Below are 17326 nucleotides of genomic sequence, written 5' to 3'. Positions count from 1 at the left end.
AATTAAATTTTATCCTTTAATTTTATAAGTACATCAATTTCATAGTTATCTAGAGACTTTTTTAAATAGTCAATGCCTATATTGCAATATTTTTTTGTATTTTCAGGGAGATATTCTTTAAATATAGTATTTAGTTCCTTGTTTTCTCTAAGTTGTGTACTTATTTCGGCTTTTACCCGGTAAACTAGTCCTATTTCATGGGGACTCTTTAACATCTCAGAGTGAGTATGGGCATCCTTTAAGTAGCTTAAAGCTTTAATGTAGTTTTTCTCATTTATTTTTAGTAAAGCCATAAAAGCCTCAGCTATAGAACGTCCCCAAACTAAATCAAAATGATTGTATATATTAAGAGACCTTTTAAAGTACTCATTTGCGGCAGCATAATTTCCCATGTCAAAGGCTGTTTCACCTGCATTTATATTAAATATAGCAGTGCTGGACATAACACCTTTACCGTCACATATTTTAATGGCCTTATCGTAGTAGCAGATAGCTTTAGAAAATTCTAGGGAGTGTCTCCTAATTTCACCTATGTAATTGTAACAAGCAGCTATGTTAAGTACATATTTGTCCGATGTTATTGCATCTCTAGTAAATATATGTATTGCTTCATTTAACAGTTTTTCTGCTTCCTTATAATTACCACACATATTATTATAAAGAGCTTTTAATTTTAATAGTATGGCTTTTTCATCTTCATAGTTTTGTTCTTTGGCAATGGAAAGTGCTAGGTTTATGTACATAATCATGTTTTCTACGTTATAAGTTTGAATACAATAATAAATCATTTGTTTATAACCTTCAATGGCGTAACTAAGAGCGTCTATGTTAAGAGCTTTATCTATCATATTTTTTATTATGGAAGTCCCGTTTTCGTACTCTCCTATTTTAATTAAGTATCTGCCTTTCATAAGTAAGAATGTTATTTCTAAATCTACAGTTTCCTTGGATCTACTTTGATTTTCAACTTTAGCTAAGAGTTTTTCCACTTTCTCTAAACTTTTCAAAGTTTTTTCATCATTAAAGTACAAATTGCTGTACTTATTTTCACCATAATGAAGTACAGGAAAGAGTTCATGGCTGAAACTAAGATATATGTTCAAATTTTTCATACTGTATTTAAGTTCTTTAACATGATTATTGGAATTTGAAAAATGATATATTAATTTATAATAAGTATTTAAATCATTTTTATCATTAATAATGTTTTTCTCCAAAAGTTCACCTATTTTATTATGTAAGATCTTTTTCCTGGCCATGGATTGGTTTGAGTATATGAACTCTCTAAACTTTTGGTGGGTAAATTTTAAGCTTATATTATTGTCATTTAGTATTTCCTTAAGTATAAATTTGTTTTCCAGTTCTTCAACCACATCAATTATTTCCAGTTCATCTTTGCCAATAATGCTGGCTAGTATGTCAAGGGGTACTTCATCAAAAAACATTGAACATATGTTTAAAATCTTTCTACCGTCCTCAGAAACATCTAAATATCTGCTTCTTAATATATCTTGCATTTTAGAGGACATTAAATTTATATTTCCATTGGATTTTATTATATTCATGTATTCAGTTAAAAAGAATAGATTCCCTTCTGTTTCACTGTATATTTTATTTGTCATTTTTTTAGACAAATTGTAGTTAGGTAGTGCTTTTTTTATAAAATCTTCTGTTTCTATATGATTGAGTCTTTCTAATTTAAGTGTATTTAATTTATTATATCTGTTCATAGAAGTTATGAATTTATCTAGTTCTTCATTATATTCATTTCTACAAGTAGAAATTAAGATTATATTTTTAGATTCGCTTAAGAGTATACTATTTAAAAGAGATAGGCTCATTGAATCCAACCATTGAATATCCTCAAATACTAACAGTATTTTTTTATAAGAACTAATTATCTTTAGAATATCTCCTAAGGCATTTCCTATTATTTCATATTTCAAATTATTGCCTTCAATAAGTTTTAAATTGTCTGAATAATTTTTGCTAAATTCAGGGAAAAAGCTAGCTATTATATTTTCACAAGATAGAGGTATATTTATATTATTCATTTTTATTATTTTTGATAATTTTAGTATGATATTATTCCAAGGTTTTAATATATATTCTTTTTCAAATTGATAACAAGATGTTTCTAAAATAAATATGTTATCTTTAGAAATACTTTCTAAGAACTTTTCTTTAAGTTTTGTTTTGCCAATACCAGCTTCACCTAGTATTAAAATAGATTTTCCACCTATATCATCTTTAAATTTTAAGTAAACATCTTCTAAATATTTTAACTGTTTATATCTACCAAAAAAGAATTCTTTTGATTTTAAATTACAATTTGTAAGACTCATTTCGTTTAATATCTCATTAAATAGTTTTTTTGTACTTGTCTGAGGTTCTACATTTAATTCTCTATTTAAAATTTCTGAAAGTTTATGATATACTTCAATGGCTTTATTGTATTTGTGGCTGTTTTTTAAACTTTTCATCAATTCTATGTAGGGCTCTTCATCAAATTCATCCATTTTTATCAATGCTTTACAATAGGTTTCCACTTTACTATAGTTTTTATTTTCTTTTTCAATAGAGATACTTTTTTTTAATTTATTTATGTATATTTGCTGGAAATGTTCTCTAGCTTCTAGCACCCAAGTTTGAAAATTTTCTGCGTTTTTTACATAAAATCCAGTTAAAAAATGTCCCTTATATAAGTCCAATTGATATTTATTATTCAAAAAGTCATCTACATCTGTTTTTATTTGTATATCAGGATTTATCATAACTGTTGATTTTCTTGGGGATATTAATATTTCTAAGTTAAAAGCTTTTTTAATTTTATAAATAGCATTTCTTAAATTTTTTTTTGCTATATTTTCTTCTTCTTCTGGCCATAAAAGACCAGCTAATTTTTCCCTTGTACATTCTTTATTAATAATTAAATAACAAAAGAGTGCTTGCACTTTGCTATATGGAAACAAAATTTTATTATTATTTAGAGTTACATTAAAATTTCCTAACATTTTTACATATATAATGTTCAATATATCCCTTCTCCCATAACATATATTTTAATAAATACACATACATTTTATTAATTTAATATTTAATATATAAATTATTTAGTATTTTTATTATATTATAATACAATATTAAGGTAAATTTCCATTACTAAAGTAAATTTTCATTGTTAAAATTTATACAATGAATTAAGCACCTACAATCCAAAAAAATTGAGAAATATTTTATTCACGTTTTAGACAAATTTGACTTTTTAAAGACGTAAACGTTTTACTATATAATCAAACAGATATTTCATTATATTCTGTATATTAGAAATAATTTAAATATAATGAAATTATTTATAGATAACATGGGAGGGCACATTATGATCAAAAATATTGATGTTAGTGAAGCTATGACTGTAAAACTAGATAATGAATTACCTGAAATGCCAAAATTCGTGGAGGGCATCAGGAGGGCACCGGACAGGGGATTCAATTTGACACAATCCCAGACGGAAATTGCTTTGAAAAATGCACTTAGGTATATCCCACCAGAATATCATAAACAATTAATACCAGAATTTCTAGAAGAACTTACTACAAGGGGAAGAATTTATGGCTATAGATTCAGGCCTGAAGGAAGAATACATGGAAAACCTATAGACGAGTATAAGGGAAAGTGTACAGAGGGGAAAGCTTTTCAGGTAATGATAGATAATAATCTTGATTTTGAGGTAGCTTTATATCCTTATGAATTAGTTACTTACGGAGAAACAGGAAGCGTATGCCAGAACTGGATGCAGTACAGGCTTATAAAAAAATATTTGGAGATTATGACACAGGACCAAACTTTGGTAGTTGAATCAGGACATCCCCTTGGATTATTTAAGTCAAAACCGGAAGCACCTAGGGTAATAATAACAAATGCCATGATGGTTGGAATGTTTGACAATCCAAAGGATTGGGAAATAGCAGAAGAAATGGGAGTAGCAAACTATGGACAGATGACAGCAGGAGGATGGATGTATATAGGACCTCAGGGAATAGTTCATGGAACGTTTAATACATTGTTAAATGCAGGAAGAATGAAGCTTGGTATTCCAAATGATGGAGACTTGAGAGGCCATCTATTTATAACTTCAGGTCTTGGAGGAATGAGTGGAGCCCAGCCAAAAGCTATAGAAATAGCAAATGGGGTAGGTATAATAGCAGAAGTAGACCAGTCAAGAATTGACACAAGACTTAACCAGGGATGGGTGAAGGAATGCTCCTCTGATCTTGATAGGATATTTAAGGTTGCAAAGGAGTACATGGAGAAAAAAGAACCTATGTCCATTGCATACCATGGAAACATAGTGGACTTGCTGGAATATGTAGTTAAAAATAATATAAAAGTAGAATTACTGTCAGACCAGACATCCTGTCATGCTGTATATGAAGGAGGATACTGTCCTCAGGGAATTAGCTTTGAAGAAAGGACAAGACTTCTTGCAGAAGACAGGGAAAAATTTGATAAATTAGTAGACAAGAGTTTGAGAAGACATTTTGAATTGATAAAAGCCCTTGTAGATAAGGGAACATATTTCTTTGACTATGGAAATTCCTTTATGAAAGCAGTATATGATGCAGGAGTTAAAGAAATATCCAAAAACGGAATAGATGAAAAGGATGGATTCATATTCCCTTCCTATGTAGAGGATATAATGGGACCACAACTTTTTGATTATGGATATGGACCATTTAGATGGGTATGTTTAAGTGGAAAGAGTGAAGATTTAATAAAAACAGATAAAGCTGCCATGGAATGTATAGATCCAAACAGAAGGTACCAGGATAGAGATAACTATAACTGGATAAGGGATGCAGAAAAGAATGAGCTGGTAGTTGGAACCCAGGCAAGGATACTATACCAGGATGCAACTGGAAGAATAAAGATTGCACTTAAGTTTAATGAAATGGTAAGAAAGGGTGAAATTGGACCTGTAATGATGGGAAGAGACCACCATGATGTAAGTGGAACAGACTCTCCATTTAGAGAGACTTCAAATATTAAAGATGGAAGTAATGTAATGGCAGATATGGCTGTCCAGTGTTATGCAGGAAATGCAGCAAGGGGAATGAGCCTGGTTGCACTGCACAATGGAGGCGGAGTTGGAGTAGGAAAGTCTATAAATGGAGGTTTTGGACTTGTACTTGATGGAAGCTATAAAGCAGATGAGATAATAAAATCAGCATTAAGCTGGGATGTAATGAGTGGAGTTTCAAGACGTTCCTGGGCAAGGAACGAGCATGCCATTGAAACAGTAGTAGAATTTAATAAAAACAATAAGGGAACAGACCATGTAACCCTTCCATATTTAGCAAATGAAGAAGATGTAAAAGAAGCAGTAAGCAAGTATTTTCGAAAGTAAGGGAATTAAACACATTGGATACTGTAGTAAAGAATGGTACAATTGTAGTACAAAATGGACAACTAGCATGTTAAAAAGTAAAGATAAAAAACAGAAAGTTATAGAAAATAAATTGACATAATGACATTAGGAGGTAATATAAGATATGAAAACTGTTAATTTAAATGGAGAAAATCTTACTATAGATGATATTGTAAATGTTGCATACAACGGATATAAGGTTTCTGCTACAGAAGAAGCTAAAGAAAAAATTAAAAAATCAAGAAAAGTAGTAGATGGTATAGTTGAGAGAAATGATATAAAATATGGTATTACTACAGGATTTGGAAAGTTTTCAGATGTAACTATAACAGGGGAAGAATGTAAAACACTTCAGAAAAACTTAATAATGTCTCATGCCTGTGGTGTTGGACGAAACTTTCCCAAAGAAGTAGTAAGGACAATAATGTTATTGAGAGCAAATAACCTAGTTAAAGGATATTCAGGAATAAGACTTAGTGTTTTTGAAACTCTCTTAGATATGTTAAATAAAGGTGTGCATCCATGTATACCTGAAAAAGGTTCCTTAGGAGCATCGGGAGATTTAGCTCCTCTAGCACATATGGTATTGCCTATGCTTGGCGAAGGAGAAGCTGAGTTTCAAGGTGAAATTTTACCTGGAAAGGAAGCTATGGAAAAGGCAGGAATACCTACAGTAGAACTTGTTGCTAAAGAAGGTTTAGCTCTTATAAATGGAACTCAGGTAATGACTGCAGTGGGGTCATTAGCTTTGTATAAAGCTATAAATCTTTTAAAGGTTAGTGATATTACAGCAGCACTTACTGTAGAAGCTTTGAGAGGAATAAGAGATGCTTTTGACTTAAGGACACATATGTTAAGACCACATAAAGGTCAAATCCAAACGGCTAAAAATATAATTGATTTAACAGAAGACAGTTCTTTTATGACTAATCAAGGTGACCTAAGAGTACAGGATGCTTACACTTTAAGATGTATACCACAAGTTCATGGTGCTAGCAAAGATGCTGTAAATTATGTTAAAGATAAAGTAGAAATAGAGATAAATTCTGTTACAGATAATCCTATTATATTTGACAATGCAGATGTAATATCAGGAGGAAATTTCCATGGGCAGCCTATGGCTTTAAGTTTTGATTTTCTTGGAATTGCCATGTCAGAAGTTGCTAACATATCAGAAAGAAGACTAGAAAGATTAGTAAATTACCAATTGAATGATTTACCTCCGTTCTTGGCAAAAAATGGTGGGCTTAATTCAGGATTTATGATTACACAGTATGCAGCAGCAGCGTTGGTATCAGAAAACAAGGTGCTTGCACATCCAGCTAGTGTAGATTCTATTTCTTCATCAGCTAACCAAGAAGATCATGTAAGTATGGGTACTATTGCAGCAAGAAAGAGTTTGCAAATTATAAATAATGCAACAAGAGTAGTCGCAACAGAACTTATGGCTGCTTGTCAGGCTATAGATTTTAGAGATGGACTTAAGTTAGGTAAGGGCACTCAAGAAGCATATAATGTAGTAAGAAGTAAAGTAAGTTTTATAGAAAAGGACAAGATTATGTACAAAGAATTGGAAAAATGTGATGAGATTATAACAAGTGGAGAACTTCTAAAAGCAGTTGAAGAAAAAGTAAAATTAGGAATATAAACAGAGTTCTTGATTTCAGGTGAGTTTTTTTACCATCTGAAACTTATTAACAGGATTCTTAGTGCTTTAGCACTTAGAAGGCGTTATCCTTTAGGGAAAATCGTTATTCAGGGGCGCAGCAGCCGTTATCCCCCACTTTATAAGAAAAGCAGATATCCCAAATCTTTGATTTGGTGATAGTCGCTTTGGCTGTGTGCCATGGGGGGATTACGGTTGGTAGCCATCGGATAAAATAAATTGGGACTAGGTATTTATAGCTGGCATTAAAATCAATATAAAGTTTGTTTTGCGTCCAGCTATAAATCAAGTACCTTATATAAATTATGCTTTTATATGTTATAATATCAAAAACTATTATTTTTATAAATGTAAACGTTTCACAAAATATGATATTTTTAGCACTAAAAATATAGCTAGTCCCTTAAATTTAAAGAAAGTTATTCAATTAATAAAATAATTATTAAAGTGTTATTTTTAGTTACTACTTTTATCTTAGGCGTTTTGATTATTGAAAATACGATTAACTACTAAACTAATCATATGGGGGGATTAGATATGAATTTATTTAGAAAAAAAACCGTGGAAGATTTTAGTATTTCCGTAAAAAAGAGTGGACTTAAAAAAGAACTAAATTATATGGATTTAGCATGCTTAGGTATTGGATCTGTAGTAGGTAGTGGGGTTTTTGTTTCTGCAGGACAAGGGGCTCATATAGCAGGACCTGCGGTTATAATGTCATTTATAATAGCTGCTATTACAAGTGGATTTTGTGGACTTACTTATTCAGAACTTGCTACCATGTTTCCTGTTGCTGGAAGCACTTATTCCTACTGCTATGTTGCCTTTGGTGAAATTATAGCCTGGATTATTGGATGGAACTTAATGCTTGAATATCTTGTTTCTGGAGCAGCAGTTGCTTCAGGATGGTCAGGTACTTTTGTGGGGGTTTTAAAATCTTGTGGTATTAATTTACCTGCGTCACTTACTGCGTCTCCACTTAAAGGTGGAATTGTTGACTTACCTTCTGTTTTAGTTGTCGCTGCTATAACATGGCTATTATATATTGGTGTAACCCAAAGTACTAAAGTAAACAATATTATAGTTGCTATAAAAGTAGCTGTAATACTTATATTCATATTTATTGGCGTAACTCATATAAATCCTGCAAATTATCATCCTTTTGCACCATACGGAATGAAAGGCGTAATGTCCGGTGCTGCAATTATATTTTTTGCATTTATAGGTTTTGATTCAGTATCTACTGCTGCAGAAGAAACAGCAAATCCTAAGAGAGACGTGCCTATTGGGCTGGCTATTTGTTTAGGTGTAACTATTGTATTATATGTAGCTGTTGCATGCGTACTTACAGGAATGGTTCCATTTAAAGCTATAGATATAACTAACGCACTTCCAGCTGCTTTAGCTAGAGTGGGAATCAATTGGGGCTCTGCACTAGTTGGTGTAGGTGCAGTTGTTGGAATGATTTCTACAATTCTTGTAATATTATATGGACAGGTTAGGATATTTATGGTTATGGCAAGAGATGGATTACTGCCTAAAACATTTTCTAGTGTAAACAAAAAACATAGTACGCCAGGTATGTGTACTATAATAACAGGAGTTATAACAGCTATTATATGTGGACTTTTCCCACTTGATGTAATTATTGATTTATGCAATATTGGTACATTGTCGGCTTTCTTGTTTGTGTCTATAGGAGTAATTGTTCTCAGAAAGACTTTGCCTAATGTTGAAAGAAAATTTAAATGTCCGGGAGTTCCATTTATACCAATAATAACAGTGCTATGTTGTTTATATCTTATGATAAGTTTACCAGGTGTTACGTGGATTAGGTTTGCTATATGGACTGGAGTAGGTTTGTTAGTATACTTTATTTATGGAATGAGACACAGCATACTAAATGATGAAAAGCATAATTGTATTGAAGATAAAAATTAGGGGATAAATTTCTAAGGTATAAACAAAGTTTTGCAATGTATAATTAAATAGGGAAGAGAAAGATACATTTTATAAGCGATAAAATGTATCTTTTTTTTACAAAAATACAATAATTATGAAGCGTCTATAAAATAATTATGCATAAAGTTTAATTATTTTTAATTTATACTAAAATTGACTTTCAAACGACGCAATCCTCTTATTATGTAAATAAAGATATATTTAATTATATTTAAATAATTTTCAATGTTTAATGAATTGAATTTATATAAAATATATCTTGCGCTGTATAAAATTATAAATTATTATAAATAACATGGGAGGGCACATTATGATCAAAAATATTGACGTCGGTGAGGCTATGACTGTAAAACTAGATAATGAATTACCTGAAATGCCAAAATTCGTGGAGGGCATCAGGAGGGCACCGGACAGGGGATTCAATTTGACACAATCCCAGACGGAAATTGCTTTGAAAAATGCACTTAGGTATATCCCACCAGAATATCATAAACAATTAATACCAGAATTTCTAGAAGAACTTACTACAAGGGGAAGAATTTATGGCTATAGATTCAGGCCTGAAGGAAGAATACATGGAAAACCTATAGACGAGTATAAGGGAAAGTGTACAGAGGGGAAAGCTTTTCAGGTAATGATAGATAATAATCTTGATTTTGAGGTAGCTTTATATCCTTATGAATTAGTTACTTACGGAGAAACAGGAAGCGTATGCCAGAACTGGATGCAGTACAGGCTTATAAAAAAATATTTGGAGATTATGACACAGGACCAAACTTTGGTAGTTGAATCAGGACATCCCCTTGGATTATTTAAGTCAAAACCGGAAGCACCTAGGGTAATAATAACAAATGCCATGATGGTTGGAATGTTTGACAATCCAAAGGATTGGGAAATAGCAGAAGAAATGGGAGTAGCAAACTATGGACAGATGACAGCAGGAGGATGGATGTATATAGGACCTCAGGGAATAGTTCATGGAACGTTTAATACATTGTTAAATGCAGGAAGAATGAAGCTTGGTATTCCAAATGATGGAGACTTGAGAGGCCATCTATTTATAACTTCAGGTCTTGGAGGAATGAGTGGAGCCCAGCCAAAAGCTATAGAAATAGCAAATGGGGTAGGTATAATAGCAGAAGTAGACCAGTCAAGAATTGACACAAGACTTAACCAGGGATGGGTGAAGGAATGCTCCTCTGATCTTGATAGGATATTTAAGGTTGCAAAGGAGTACATGGAGAAAAAAGAACCTATGTCCATTGCATACCATGGAAACATAGTGGACTTGCTGGAATATGTAGTTAAAAATAATATAAAAGTAGAATTACTGTCAGACCAGACATCCTGTCATGCTGTATATGAAGGAGGATACTGTCCTCAGGGAATTAGCTTTGAAGAAAGGACAAGACTTCTTGCAGAAGACAGGGAAAAATTTGATAAATTAGTAGACAAGAGTTTGAGAAGACATTTTGAATTGATAAAAGCCCTTGTAGATAAGGGAACATATTTCTTTGACTATGGAAATTCCTTTATGAAAGCAGTATATGATGCAGGAGTTAAAGAAATATCCAAAAACGGAATAGATGAAAAGGATGGATTCATATTCCCTTCCTATGTAGAGGATATAATGGGACCACAACTTTTTGATTATGGATATGGACCATTTAGATGGGTATGTTTAAGTGGAAAGAGTGAAGATTTAATAAAAACAGATAAAGCTGCCATGGAATGTATAGATCCAAACAGAAGGTACCAGGATAGAGATAACTATAACTGGATAAGGGATGCAGAAAAGAATGAGCTGGTAGTTGGAACCCAGGCAAGGATACTATACCAGGATGCAACTGGAAGAATAAAGATTGCACTTAAGTTTAATGAAATGGTAAGAAAGGGTGAAATTGGACCTGTAATGATGGGAAGAGACCACCATGATGTAAGTGGAACAGACTCTCCATTTAGAGAGACTTCAAATATTAAAGATGGAAGTAATGTAATGGCAGATATGGCTGTCCAGTGTTATGCAGGAAATGCAGCAAGGGGAATGAGCCTGGTTGCACTGCACAATGGAGGCGGAGTTGGAGTAGGAAAGTCTATAAATGGAGGTTTTGGACTTGTGCTTGATGGAAGCTATAAAGCAGATGAGATAATAAAATCAGCATTAAGCTGGGATGTAATGAGTGGAGTTTCAAGACGTTCCTGGGCAAGAAACGAGCATGCCATTGAAACAGTAGTAGAATTTAATAAAAACAATAAGGGAACAGACCATGTAACCCTTCCATATTTAGCAAACGAAGAAGATGTAAAAGAAGAAGTAAGCAAGTATTTTAAAAAGTAATGAAATTATATGCTAACGAAATATTAAATGTGAGAAATTTTCATTTAATATAATAAAAACTGATATAAGTTGTGGAGAAATTTCTACAACCTATATCAGAAAAAAACAATGAGGATGAAGGGGTGATTATATTGAAAATAGAAACAAGAAGTATAGAATGGGTACCTAGAGAAGAAAGACATGGAAAACCTAGTGATTTGTTTTCTATTTGGTTTGGTGGAAATATGCATATTACCACACTTGTTACTGGTGCACTATGTGTAGTTTCAGGTTTGAACTTATTTTGGAGTGTTGTTGCTATCTTACTTGGTAATTTAATTGGGGCAGTTTTTATGGCTCTGCATTCAGCTCAAGGTCCAATACTAGGAATACCTCAGATGATTCAAAGTCGTGCACAATTTGGCATTATTGGTGCTATTGTTCCTTTAATCATAGTAATTTTTATGTATTTGGGTTTCTTTTCAACGAGTAGTTTACTTGCTGCCCAGACCATAAATGGTGCGTTTTCAATTCCTATAACTGCTTCCATATTGATAATAAATTTAGTAGTTTTTATTGTAACATTATATGGTCATGATTTAATACAAAGAATGCAGAAGGTTTTATCTTGGGTTTTTTTAGCTGTATATATATTTGTTACATTTGTAGTGTTCAATACAGCAGTACCAGCAGGATCTTGGAATCCAGGAAATTTTAATTTAGCTGTATTTCTACTTGCAGTGTCAATTACTGCCACCTGGCAAATAGCCTATGCACCTTATGTAGCTGATTATTCAAGATATCTTCCAGAGGATACATCTGAAAAGGCAACTTTTTGGTATACCTATGCAGGTTCAGTATGTGCTTCAGTTTGGATGATGATTTTAGGATCATTTTTAGTAGCTGCTAATTCAAAATTTTTGGATGCTTCAGGGCCAAATTTGGCTAAATTATTTGGTGCATTTGCAATCGGAATATATATTATCATTATTTTGGGACAAATTTCAATAAATTCTTTTAATTTATATGGAGCATTTATGTCAACTACTACAACAGTAGAACCATTTCTAAAAATGAAAGTTACACCTGCAGTCCGCGGCGTATTTATTGCCTGCATAGTAGCTATTGCGTCAGTAATAGAAATATTAGGACAAGGAAGTTTTATTTCACTATTTAAAAGTTTCATATTGTTTATCTGCTATTTCTTAATTCCTTGGACAGCAATCAACCTTATTGATTTTTATTTGTTAAGAGATGGCAAATACAGTGTAAAAGATATGTTTGATTTAGATGGTAAATATGGTAGGGTAAATTGGATTACTATGGTAGCTTATGTAATTGCAGTTTTAGTTGAAATACCATTTGTCAATACTACATTTTATGTTGGACCACTTTGTAATGCATTAGGTGGTGCTGATATTTCATGGGTTTTAGGTCTCGTAATACCTTGTTTCCTTTATTATTTCCCAATGAAGAAGAAATTAAGGGAAACTGGTCTTTAAAAAAGTAAAAGTTTAAATTAATATAATTGCAATAATTTCTTATGATATTCATTTTCGCAGTATGTGTTAATTAGTTTTAACATATGCTGCGAAATATAATAGTTAGGAGGAAAATTATGGATTTAACAAAAAAACAACAGGACATGCTACAAGGAAAATATGGAAAAGGAGTTTCCTTGGCAATGAAGATTCAGGTTGCAATTGGGGAGTCTTTTTATGCCAAACGTATGGTACCTATAACTAGAGCACATGTGGCACTTAGCAATCAGGAAGCAGATCTTTGGTTTGCTGAAAAGATGTTGAATGCAGGTGCTCATTTTGTAGTTCCTCCAACAGTAAACCCTGGATTTTGTCTTTCTTATTTTAAGAATAAAAAAATGGTTACTGAGAAAGACGCTGCATTTATGCAGAGAACTAATGATGCATATAAAAAATTAGGTGCCGTGCTTTCATATAATTGTACACCTTATTTAGGGAGCAATGTTCCACATTATGGAGAAGTTATAGCTTATTCTGAATCCAGTGCAACTCCTTATGTAAATTCTGTTTGGGGTGCAAGAAGCAATAGAGAGGCTGCTCAAAGTGCATTATGTGCTGCCATAACGGGATTTGTTCCAGAGTATGGATTACTTTTAGATGAAAACCGAAAAGGTGATATTTTAGTAGAAGTTCAGGCAGATATGAAATCGGATTTTGAATACCAGCTCTTAGGCTATATGGGAAAAAAAATAGGTAATGGAATCCCTGTATTTACAGGACTGCCAAAGACAATTACACCGGAAGCTTTTATGAATTTAGGTGCACAGCTAAATACTTCAGGAGCATATGGCATGTATCATGTAGTTGGTGTAACTCCTGAAGCACAAACTATAGAAAAAGCTTTTGGTGGGAAGGAGCCAAAGAGAAAAGTAATAATAACTGATGAAGATTTGCAAGATATTTTAAAGCAGATATCCTGCAGTGGAAATAGAAAGATTGATTTTGCCATGTTTGGGTGTCCTCATTTTACAATAAGCCAAGTTGAGCAGATTGCTAAAATAGTAAAAGGCAAAAAATTAGCCGTTCCTATGTGGATTTTGACTTCAAGTTATACTAAGGAAATGTCTGAAAGAATGGGATTTACCCAGATAATTCAAGATGCTGGCGGAGATATAGTTTCAGACACATGTCCTGATCAGCCTTGTTGGCATCATTTAAAAGGTAAAATAGGGGTAACGGATTCTCCTAAATGTGCATATTATCCAAAACGTAGAGGAATTAATTTTATCATTCGTGATTTAGAAACTTGTGTTGAATCTGCATTGAAAGGAGATATAGAATAATGAATAATAAAGTATTTTCCTGTCATAAGATATCTGAAGGTGTAGTAGAAGGAGAAGCACTCATTTCTACAGATGACATCATGTTTTATTTAATTGATCCTAAAACTGGCACAGTAATTGAAAAGGGACATTCCCTGGAAGGAAAAAGTGTATCAAATAAAATTCTCATATTTCCCGGAGGTAAAGGAAGTTCGGTTGTTCAGGCAGACGGATTATATCAGCTGAACATGAACAATAATGCGCCAAAAGCAATGATTATACAAAATCCAGAAACTGTTCTTGTAGCTAGTTCTATTATAATGGAAATACCTATGGTGGACAGAGTTTGTGAAGATTTTTATAGTATCATAAAAGATGGTGATACTATAAGAGTTGATACAAATACTGGAGAAGTTACTGTTGTAGAGAAATAAAAATTTAAAACATTTATAATAAGGCATTTGAAAGAAAATACCTAAGGTGAGAAGGTGAACATATCGTGCAAGAAAACATGACAAATATATCATTGCCCTATGGTGACACATATATACATGCTAAAATACAAGCTTCATCACTTATTTTTAAAGGAGTGATGAAAAAATTCACTCCTTTAAAAAGCTTAAAGAAGAGGATGTTTGAAAGATTGGACAATCCTATCGGCTGTAGGGCATTAAAGGATGAAATGGAAAAAGACAGTAAAGTGTTGATATTAATTGACGATAATACAAGAAGTACCCCTATAAGTAAAATGCTTCCTATTTTAATAGAGTATATAACTACAAATGTAGGAGTAACATTAAACAATATTGAGATAATGGTAGCTAATGGAACTCACCGTATTATGACAGAAAAAGAAATTATTGAAAAGGTTGGAAAAGAGATTTTTGACAATATTAAAATTTACCAACATGACGTTACTGATAAAAATGCCCTTGTGGATTTAGGAATGGTTGAAATCGATGGCTTTAAATTTCCAGTTAGCGTAAATAAAAAAGTTCAAGAAGTAGATTATATAATTGGACTTGGAAATATAATTCCACATTCAGATGCTGGATTTTCAGGTGGTGCTAAAATTGTACAACCTGGAATATGTGGAGCTGTAACTACAGCAGCTACTCATATTTCTGGGGCATTGATGAAAGAAATTCCTCTTGGAAATGTTACGGATAATATTTGCAGGAAAGGTATAGAAGAAGTGGCAAGAAAAGTAGGATTAAATTTTATTGTCAATGTAGTTATGACACCAGAAGGAGAAATAGTTGATATCTTTACTGGAGACTTTGTAAAAGCACATAGGGAAGGAGTAAAGCTATCAGCAGAAGTTTATGGTACTAAAATTTCAGAATTAGCTGATATTGTGGTAGTAAGCTCAAGTCCTTGTGATATTGATTACTGGCAAGCTGAAAAAGGGTTGGTATCTGCATATTTTTGTGTCAAACAGGGAGGATATATTATTTTTGCTGCACCATGTTATGAAGGTATGGAACATAATCATCCCAAATTGAGAGAATGGGCAAAGGTTTCTTATAAAGAAGCAGAAATTATTGCCAGAAAAACTTCATTGGAAGACGAAACTTGTGATTTAGTAGCAGCAGATATTGCCATGTCCAATGCACGAATTAGAGAAAAAGCTAAAGTACTTATTGTAACAGAAGGACTATCTGATGAAGAAATTTCAATTCTTGGTTATAAGAAATTTGAAACCCTTCAAAAAGCTGTTGATTATGCTTTAAAGGAAAATCCTAATTTTAAAATTGGAATTTTACCTAGGGGTGGAGACTGCTTGCCTTGTTCCAATTTCCATTAAATTTTTTAAAATTAGAAATTACATATAGGAACTTAGCATATTAATTAAATTTTTATTTGGGGAGGAATTAGAATGATAATTAAAAATATAGACTGCCTGGTAACTTGTGCTGGCAGTTATCCAAAAACAAAGGAAAAATTGAAAGATGCACAAGTAATTAAAAATGGATATATAATTACAGAAAATGATACAATAGTAGATGTTGGCAGTGGAGATGGATACAAAAAGTATTTAAATGACTATGAAGTTGTAATAGATGGTAAGGGTAAAACAGTGACTCCAGGACTTGTAGACAGCCATACCCATGTAGTATATGCAGGATCCAGAGAATTTGAGCTATCTTTAAAACTTAAGAATGTAAAGTATATAGATATACTTAAAGCTGGAGGTGGAATATTAAGCACTGTAAACAGTGTTAGAAATACTTCCATTAAGGATATCGAAAGTGAAACTAAAAGTAGATTGGACTTAATGCTCTTACACGGAACAACTACTGTTGAAAGTAAGTCAGGTTATGGACTTGATTTTGAGAATGAAATAAAAATGCTAAATGTAAATAAAAACTTAAATGAACAGCATCCAATTAGCATAGTTTCTACTTATTTAGGTGCCCATGCAGTTCCAGAGGAATTTAAAGATAACAGGGATGGATACATAGACCTTATAATAAATAAGGTAATTCCCTATGTTAAAGAACAAAATCTAGCAGAATTTATTGATTGTTTTTGCGAAAAAGGTGTATTTTCGGTTGAGGAAGCAAGAAAAATTTTAGAAGCAGGAAAGAAAGCTGGATTTAAGGCTAAAATTCATGCAGATGAAGTAGAATCCATATCAGCAGCAGAACTTGCAGGTGAAATTAAGGCAGTGTCTGCAGAGCATTTAGTGTCAGCTTCTGATGAAGGAATAAAGTCACTGGCAGATAACAAAGTAGTTGCAGTACTTTTACCTACGACTTCTTTTTATTTGATGTTAAATAAATTTGCAAGAGCAAGAAAGATGATAGAAGAAGGAGTAATAGTTGCACTAGCTACAGACTGCAATCCAGGTACTTCTCCTACAGAGTCTCTTCAAAGCACAATGACTTTTGCATGCTTTGGACTTAAGATGCTGCCAGAAGAAATAATAAATGCAATGACAATAAATGCAGCAACTGCAATTTCAAGAGAGAAAGAAATAGGGAGTATAGAAAAAGGCAAAAAAGCCGATATATCTATATTTAATGCCAAAAACCTAGATTATTTAATCTATCATTTTGGTGTAAATGCAGTAGATACCGTAGTAAAGAATGGCACAGTTGTAGTGAAAAATGGACAATTAGTGTATTAGAAAATGGAGTAGATATT

At 32.5% G+C, this 17326-nt stretch carries 10 protein-coding genes; 9 read left to right on the top strand and 1 reads right to left on the bottom strand.

Annotated elements, in window-relative coordinates; genetic code table 11:
- Positions 1 to 2: 2 nt before the first annotated feature.
- Positions 3 to 3035, bottom strand: coding sequence for a BTAD domain-containing putative transcriptional regulator (locus DMR38_RS11040; protein ID WP_127721373.1), 3033 nt, complete (start codon positions 3033 to 3035; stop codon positions 3 to 5).
- A gap of 344 nt (positions 3036 to 3379) precedes the next feature.
- On the opposite strand from DMR38_RS11040, the gene DMR38_RS11035 reads away from it, so the two are divergent.
- From DMR38_RS11035 to hutI, 9 genes are all read left to right on the top strand, one after another.
- The gene (locus tag DMR38_RS11035) at positions 3380 to 5407 is read left to right on the top strand and encodes a urocanate hydratase (RefSeq protein WP_127721372.1); all 2028 of its coding nucleotides are present in this window, start codon (positions 3380 to 3382) and stop codon (positions 5405 to 5407) included.
- Between the two features lie 145 nt (positions 5408 to 5552).
- Positions 5553 to 7076, top strand: coding sequence for a histidine ammonia-lyase (gene hutH / locus DMR38_RS11030; RefSeq protein WP_127721371.1), 1524 nt, complete (start codon positions 5553 to 5555; stop codon positions 7074 to 7076).
- 555 nt (positions 7077 to 7631) lie between these two features.
- Positions 7632 to 9035, top strand: a complete 1404-nt coding sequence (locus DMR38_RS11025; protein ID WP_127721370.1) for an amino acid permease — start codon at positions 7632 to 7634, stop codon at positions 9033 to 9035.
- A 331-nt stretch (positions 9036 to 9366) separates the two neighbouring features.
- Positions 9367 to 11394 (top strand): urocanate hydratase, encoded by a 2028-nt coding sequence (locus DMR38_RS11020; RefSeq protein WP_127721369.1) that lies wholly within the window; start codon positions 9367 to 9369, stop codon positions 11392 to 11394.
- Between the two features lie 131 nt (positions 11395 to 11525).
- Complete coding sequence (locus DMR38_RS11015) at positions 11526 to 12875, top strand: cytosine permease (protein ID WP_127721368.1); 1350 nt, start codon at positions 11526 to 11528, stop codon at positions 12873 to 12875.
- Positions 12876 to 12991: 116 nt separating this feature from the next.
- On the top strand, positions 12992 to 14197 hold the full coding sequence (locus DMR38_RS11010; RefSeq protein WP_127721367.1) for an aconitase X catalytic domain-containing protein: 1206 nt from the start codon (positions 12992 to 12994) through the stop codon (positions 14195 to 14197).
- The gene (locus DMR38_RS11005) at positions 14197 to 14610 is read left to right on the top strand and encodes a DUF126 domain-containing protein (protein ID WP_127721366.1); all 414 of its coding nucleotides are present in this window, start codon (positions 14197 to 14199) and stop codon (positions 14608 to 14610) included. The genes DMR38_RS11010 and DMR38_RS11005 overlap by 1 nt, the downstream gene beginning before the upstream one ends.
- A gap of 77 nt (positions 14611 to 14687) precedes the next feature.
- Positions 14688 to 15983 carry a nickel-dependent lactate racemase gene (gene larA, locus DMR38_RS11000; RefSeq protein WP_127721365.1) on the top strand — a complete coding sequence of 432 codons (1296 nt, stop codon included), beginning with the start codon at positions 14688 to 14690 and terminating at the stop codon, positions 15981 to 15983.
- A 72-nt stretch (positions 15984 to 16055) separates the two neighbouring features.
- Positions 16056 to 17309: an imidazolonepropionase gene (hutI, locus tag DMR38_RS10995; RefSeq protein WP_127721364.1), complete on the top strand. Its 1254-nt coding sequence runs from the start codon at positions 16056 to 16058 to the stop codon at positions 17307 to 17309.
- The last annotated feature ends 17 nt before the right edge of the window (positions 17310 to 17326 follow it).

This window comes from Clostridium sp. AWRP, from assembly GCF_004006395.2.
In the GTDB taxonomy this organism is placed as follows: domain Bacteria; phylum Bacillota; class Clostridia; order Clostridiales; family Clostridiaceae; genus Clostridium_B.
Note: the sequence above shows the minus strand (reverse complement) of the source record. Positions and strands in the feature narration are given on the sequence as shown.

Bases quoted from the DNA above. Each gene is read 5' to 3' on its own strand.
- DMR38_RS11020 (WP_127721369.1), top strand. From the start codon at position 9,367: ATGATCAAAAATATTGACGTCGGTGAGGCTATGACTGTAAAACTAGAT.
- DMR38_RS11025 (WP_127721370.1), top strand. From the start codon at position 7,632: ATGAATTTATTTAGAAAAAAAACCGTGGAAGATTTTAGTATTTCCGTA.
- DMR38_RS11035 (WP_127721372.1), top strand. From the start codon at position 3,380: ATGATCAAAAATATTGATGTTAGTGAAGCTATGACTGTAAAACTAGAT.
- hutI (WP_127721364.1), top strand. From the start codon at position 16,056: ATGATAATTAAAAATATAGACTGCCTGGTAACTTGTGCTGGCAGTTAT.
- larA (WP_127721365.1), top strand. From the start codon at position 14,688: ATGACAAATATATCATTGCCCTATGGTGACACATATATACATGCTAAA.
- hutH (WP_127721371.1), top strand. From the start codon at position 5,553: ATGAAAACTGTTAATTTAAATGGAGAAAATCTTACTATAGATGATATT.
- DMR38_RS11005 (WP_127721366.1), top strand. From the start codon at position 14,197: ATGAATAATAAAGTATTTTCCTGTCATAAGATATCTGAAGGTGTAGTA.
- DMR38_RS11010 (WP_127721367.1), top strand. From the start codon at position 12,992: ATGGATTTAACAAAAAAACAACAGGACATGCTACAAGGAAAATATGGA.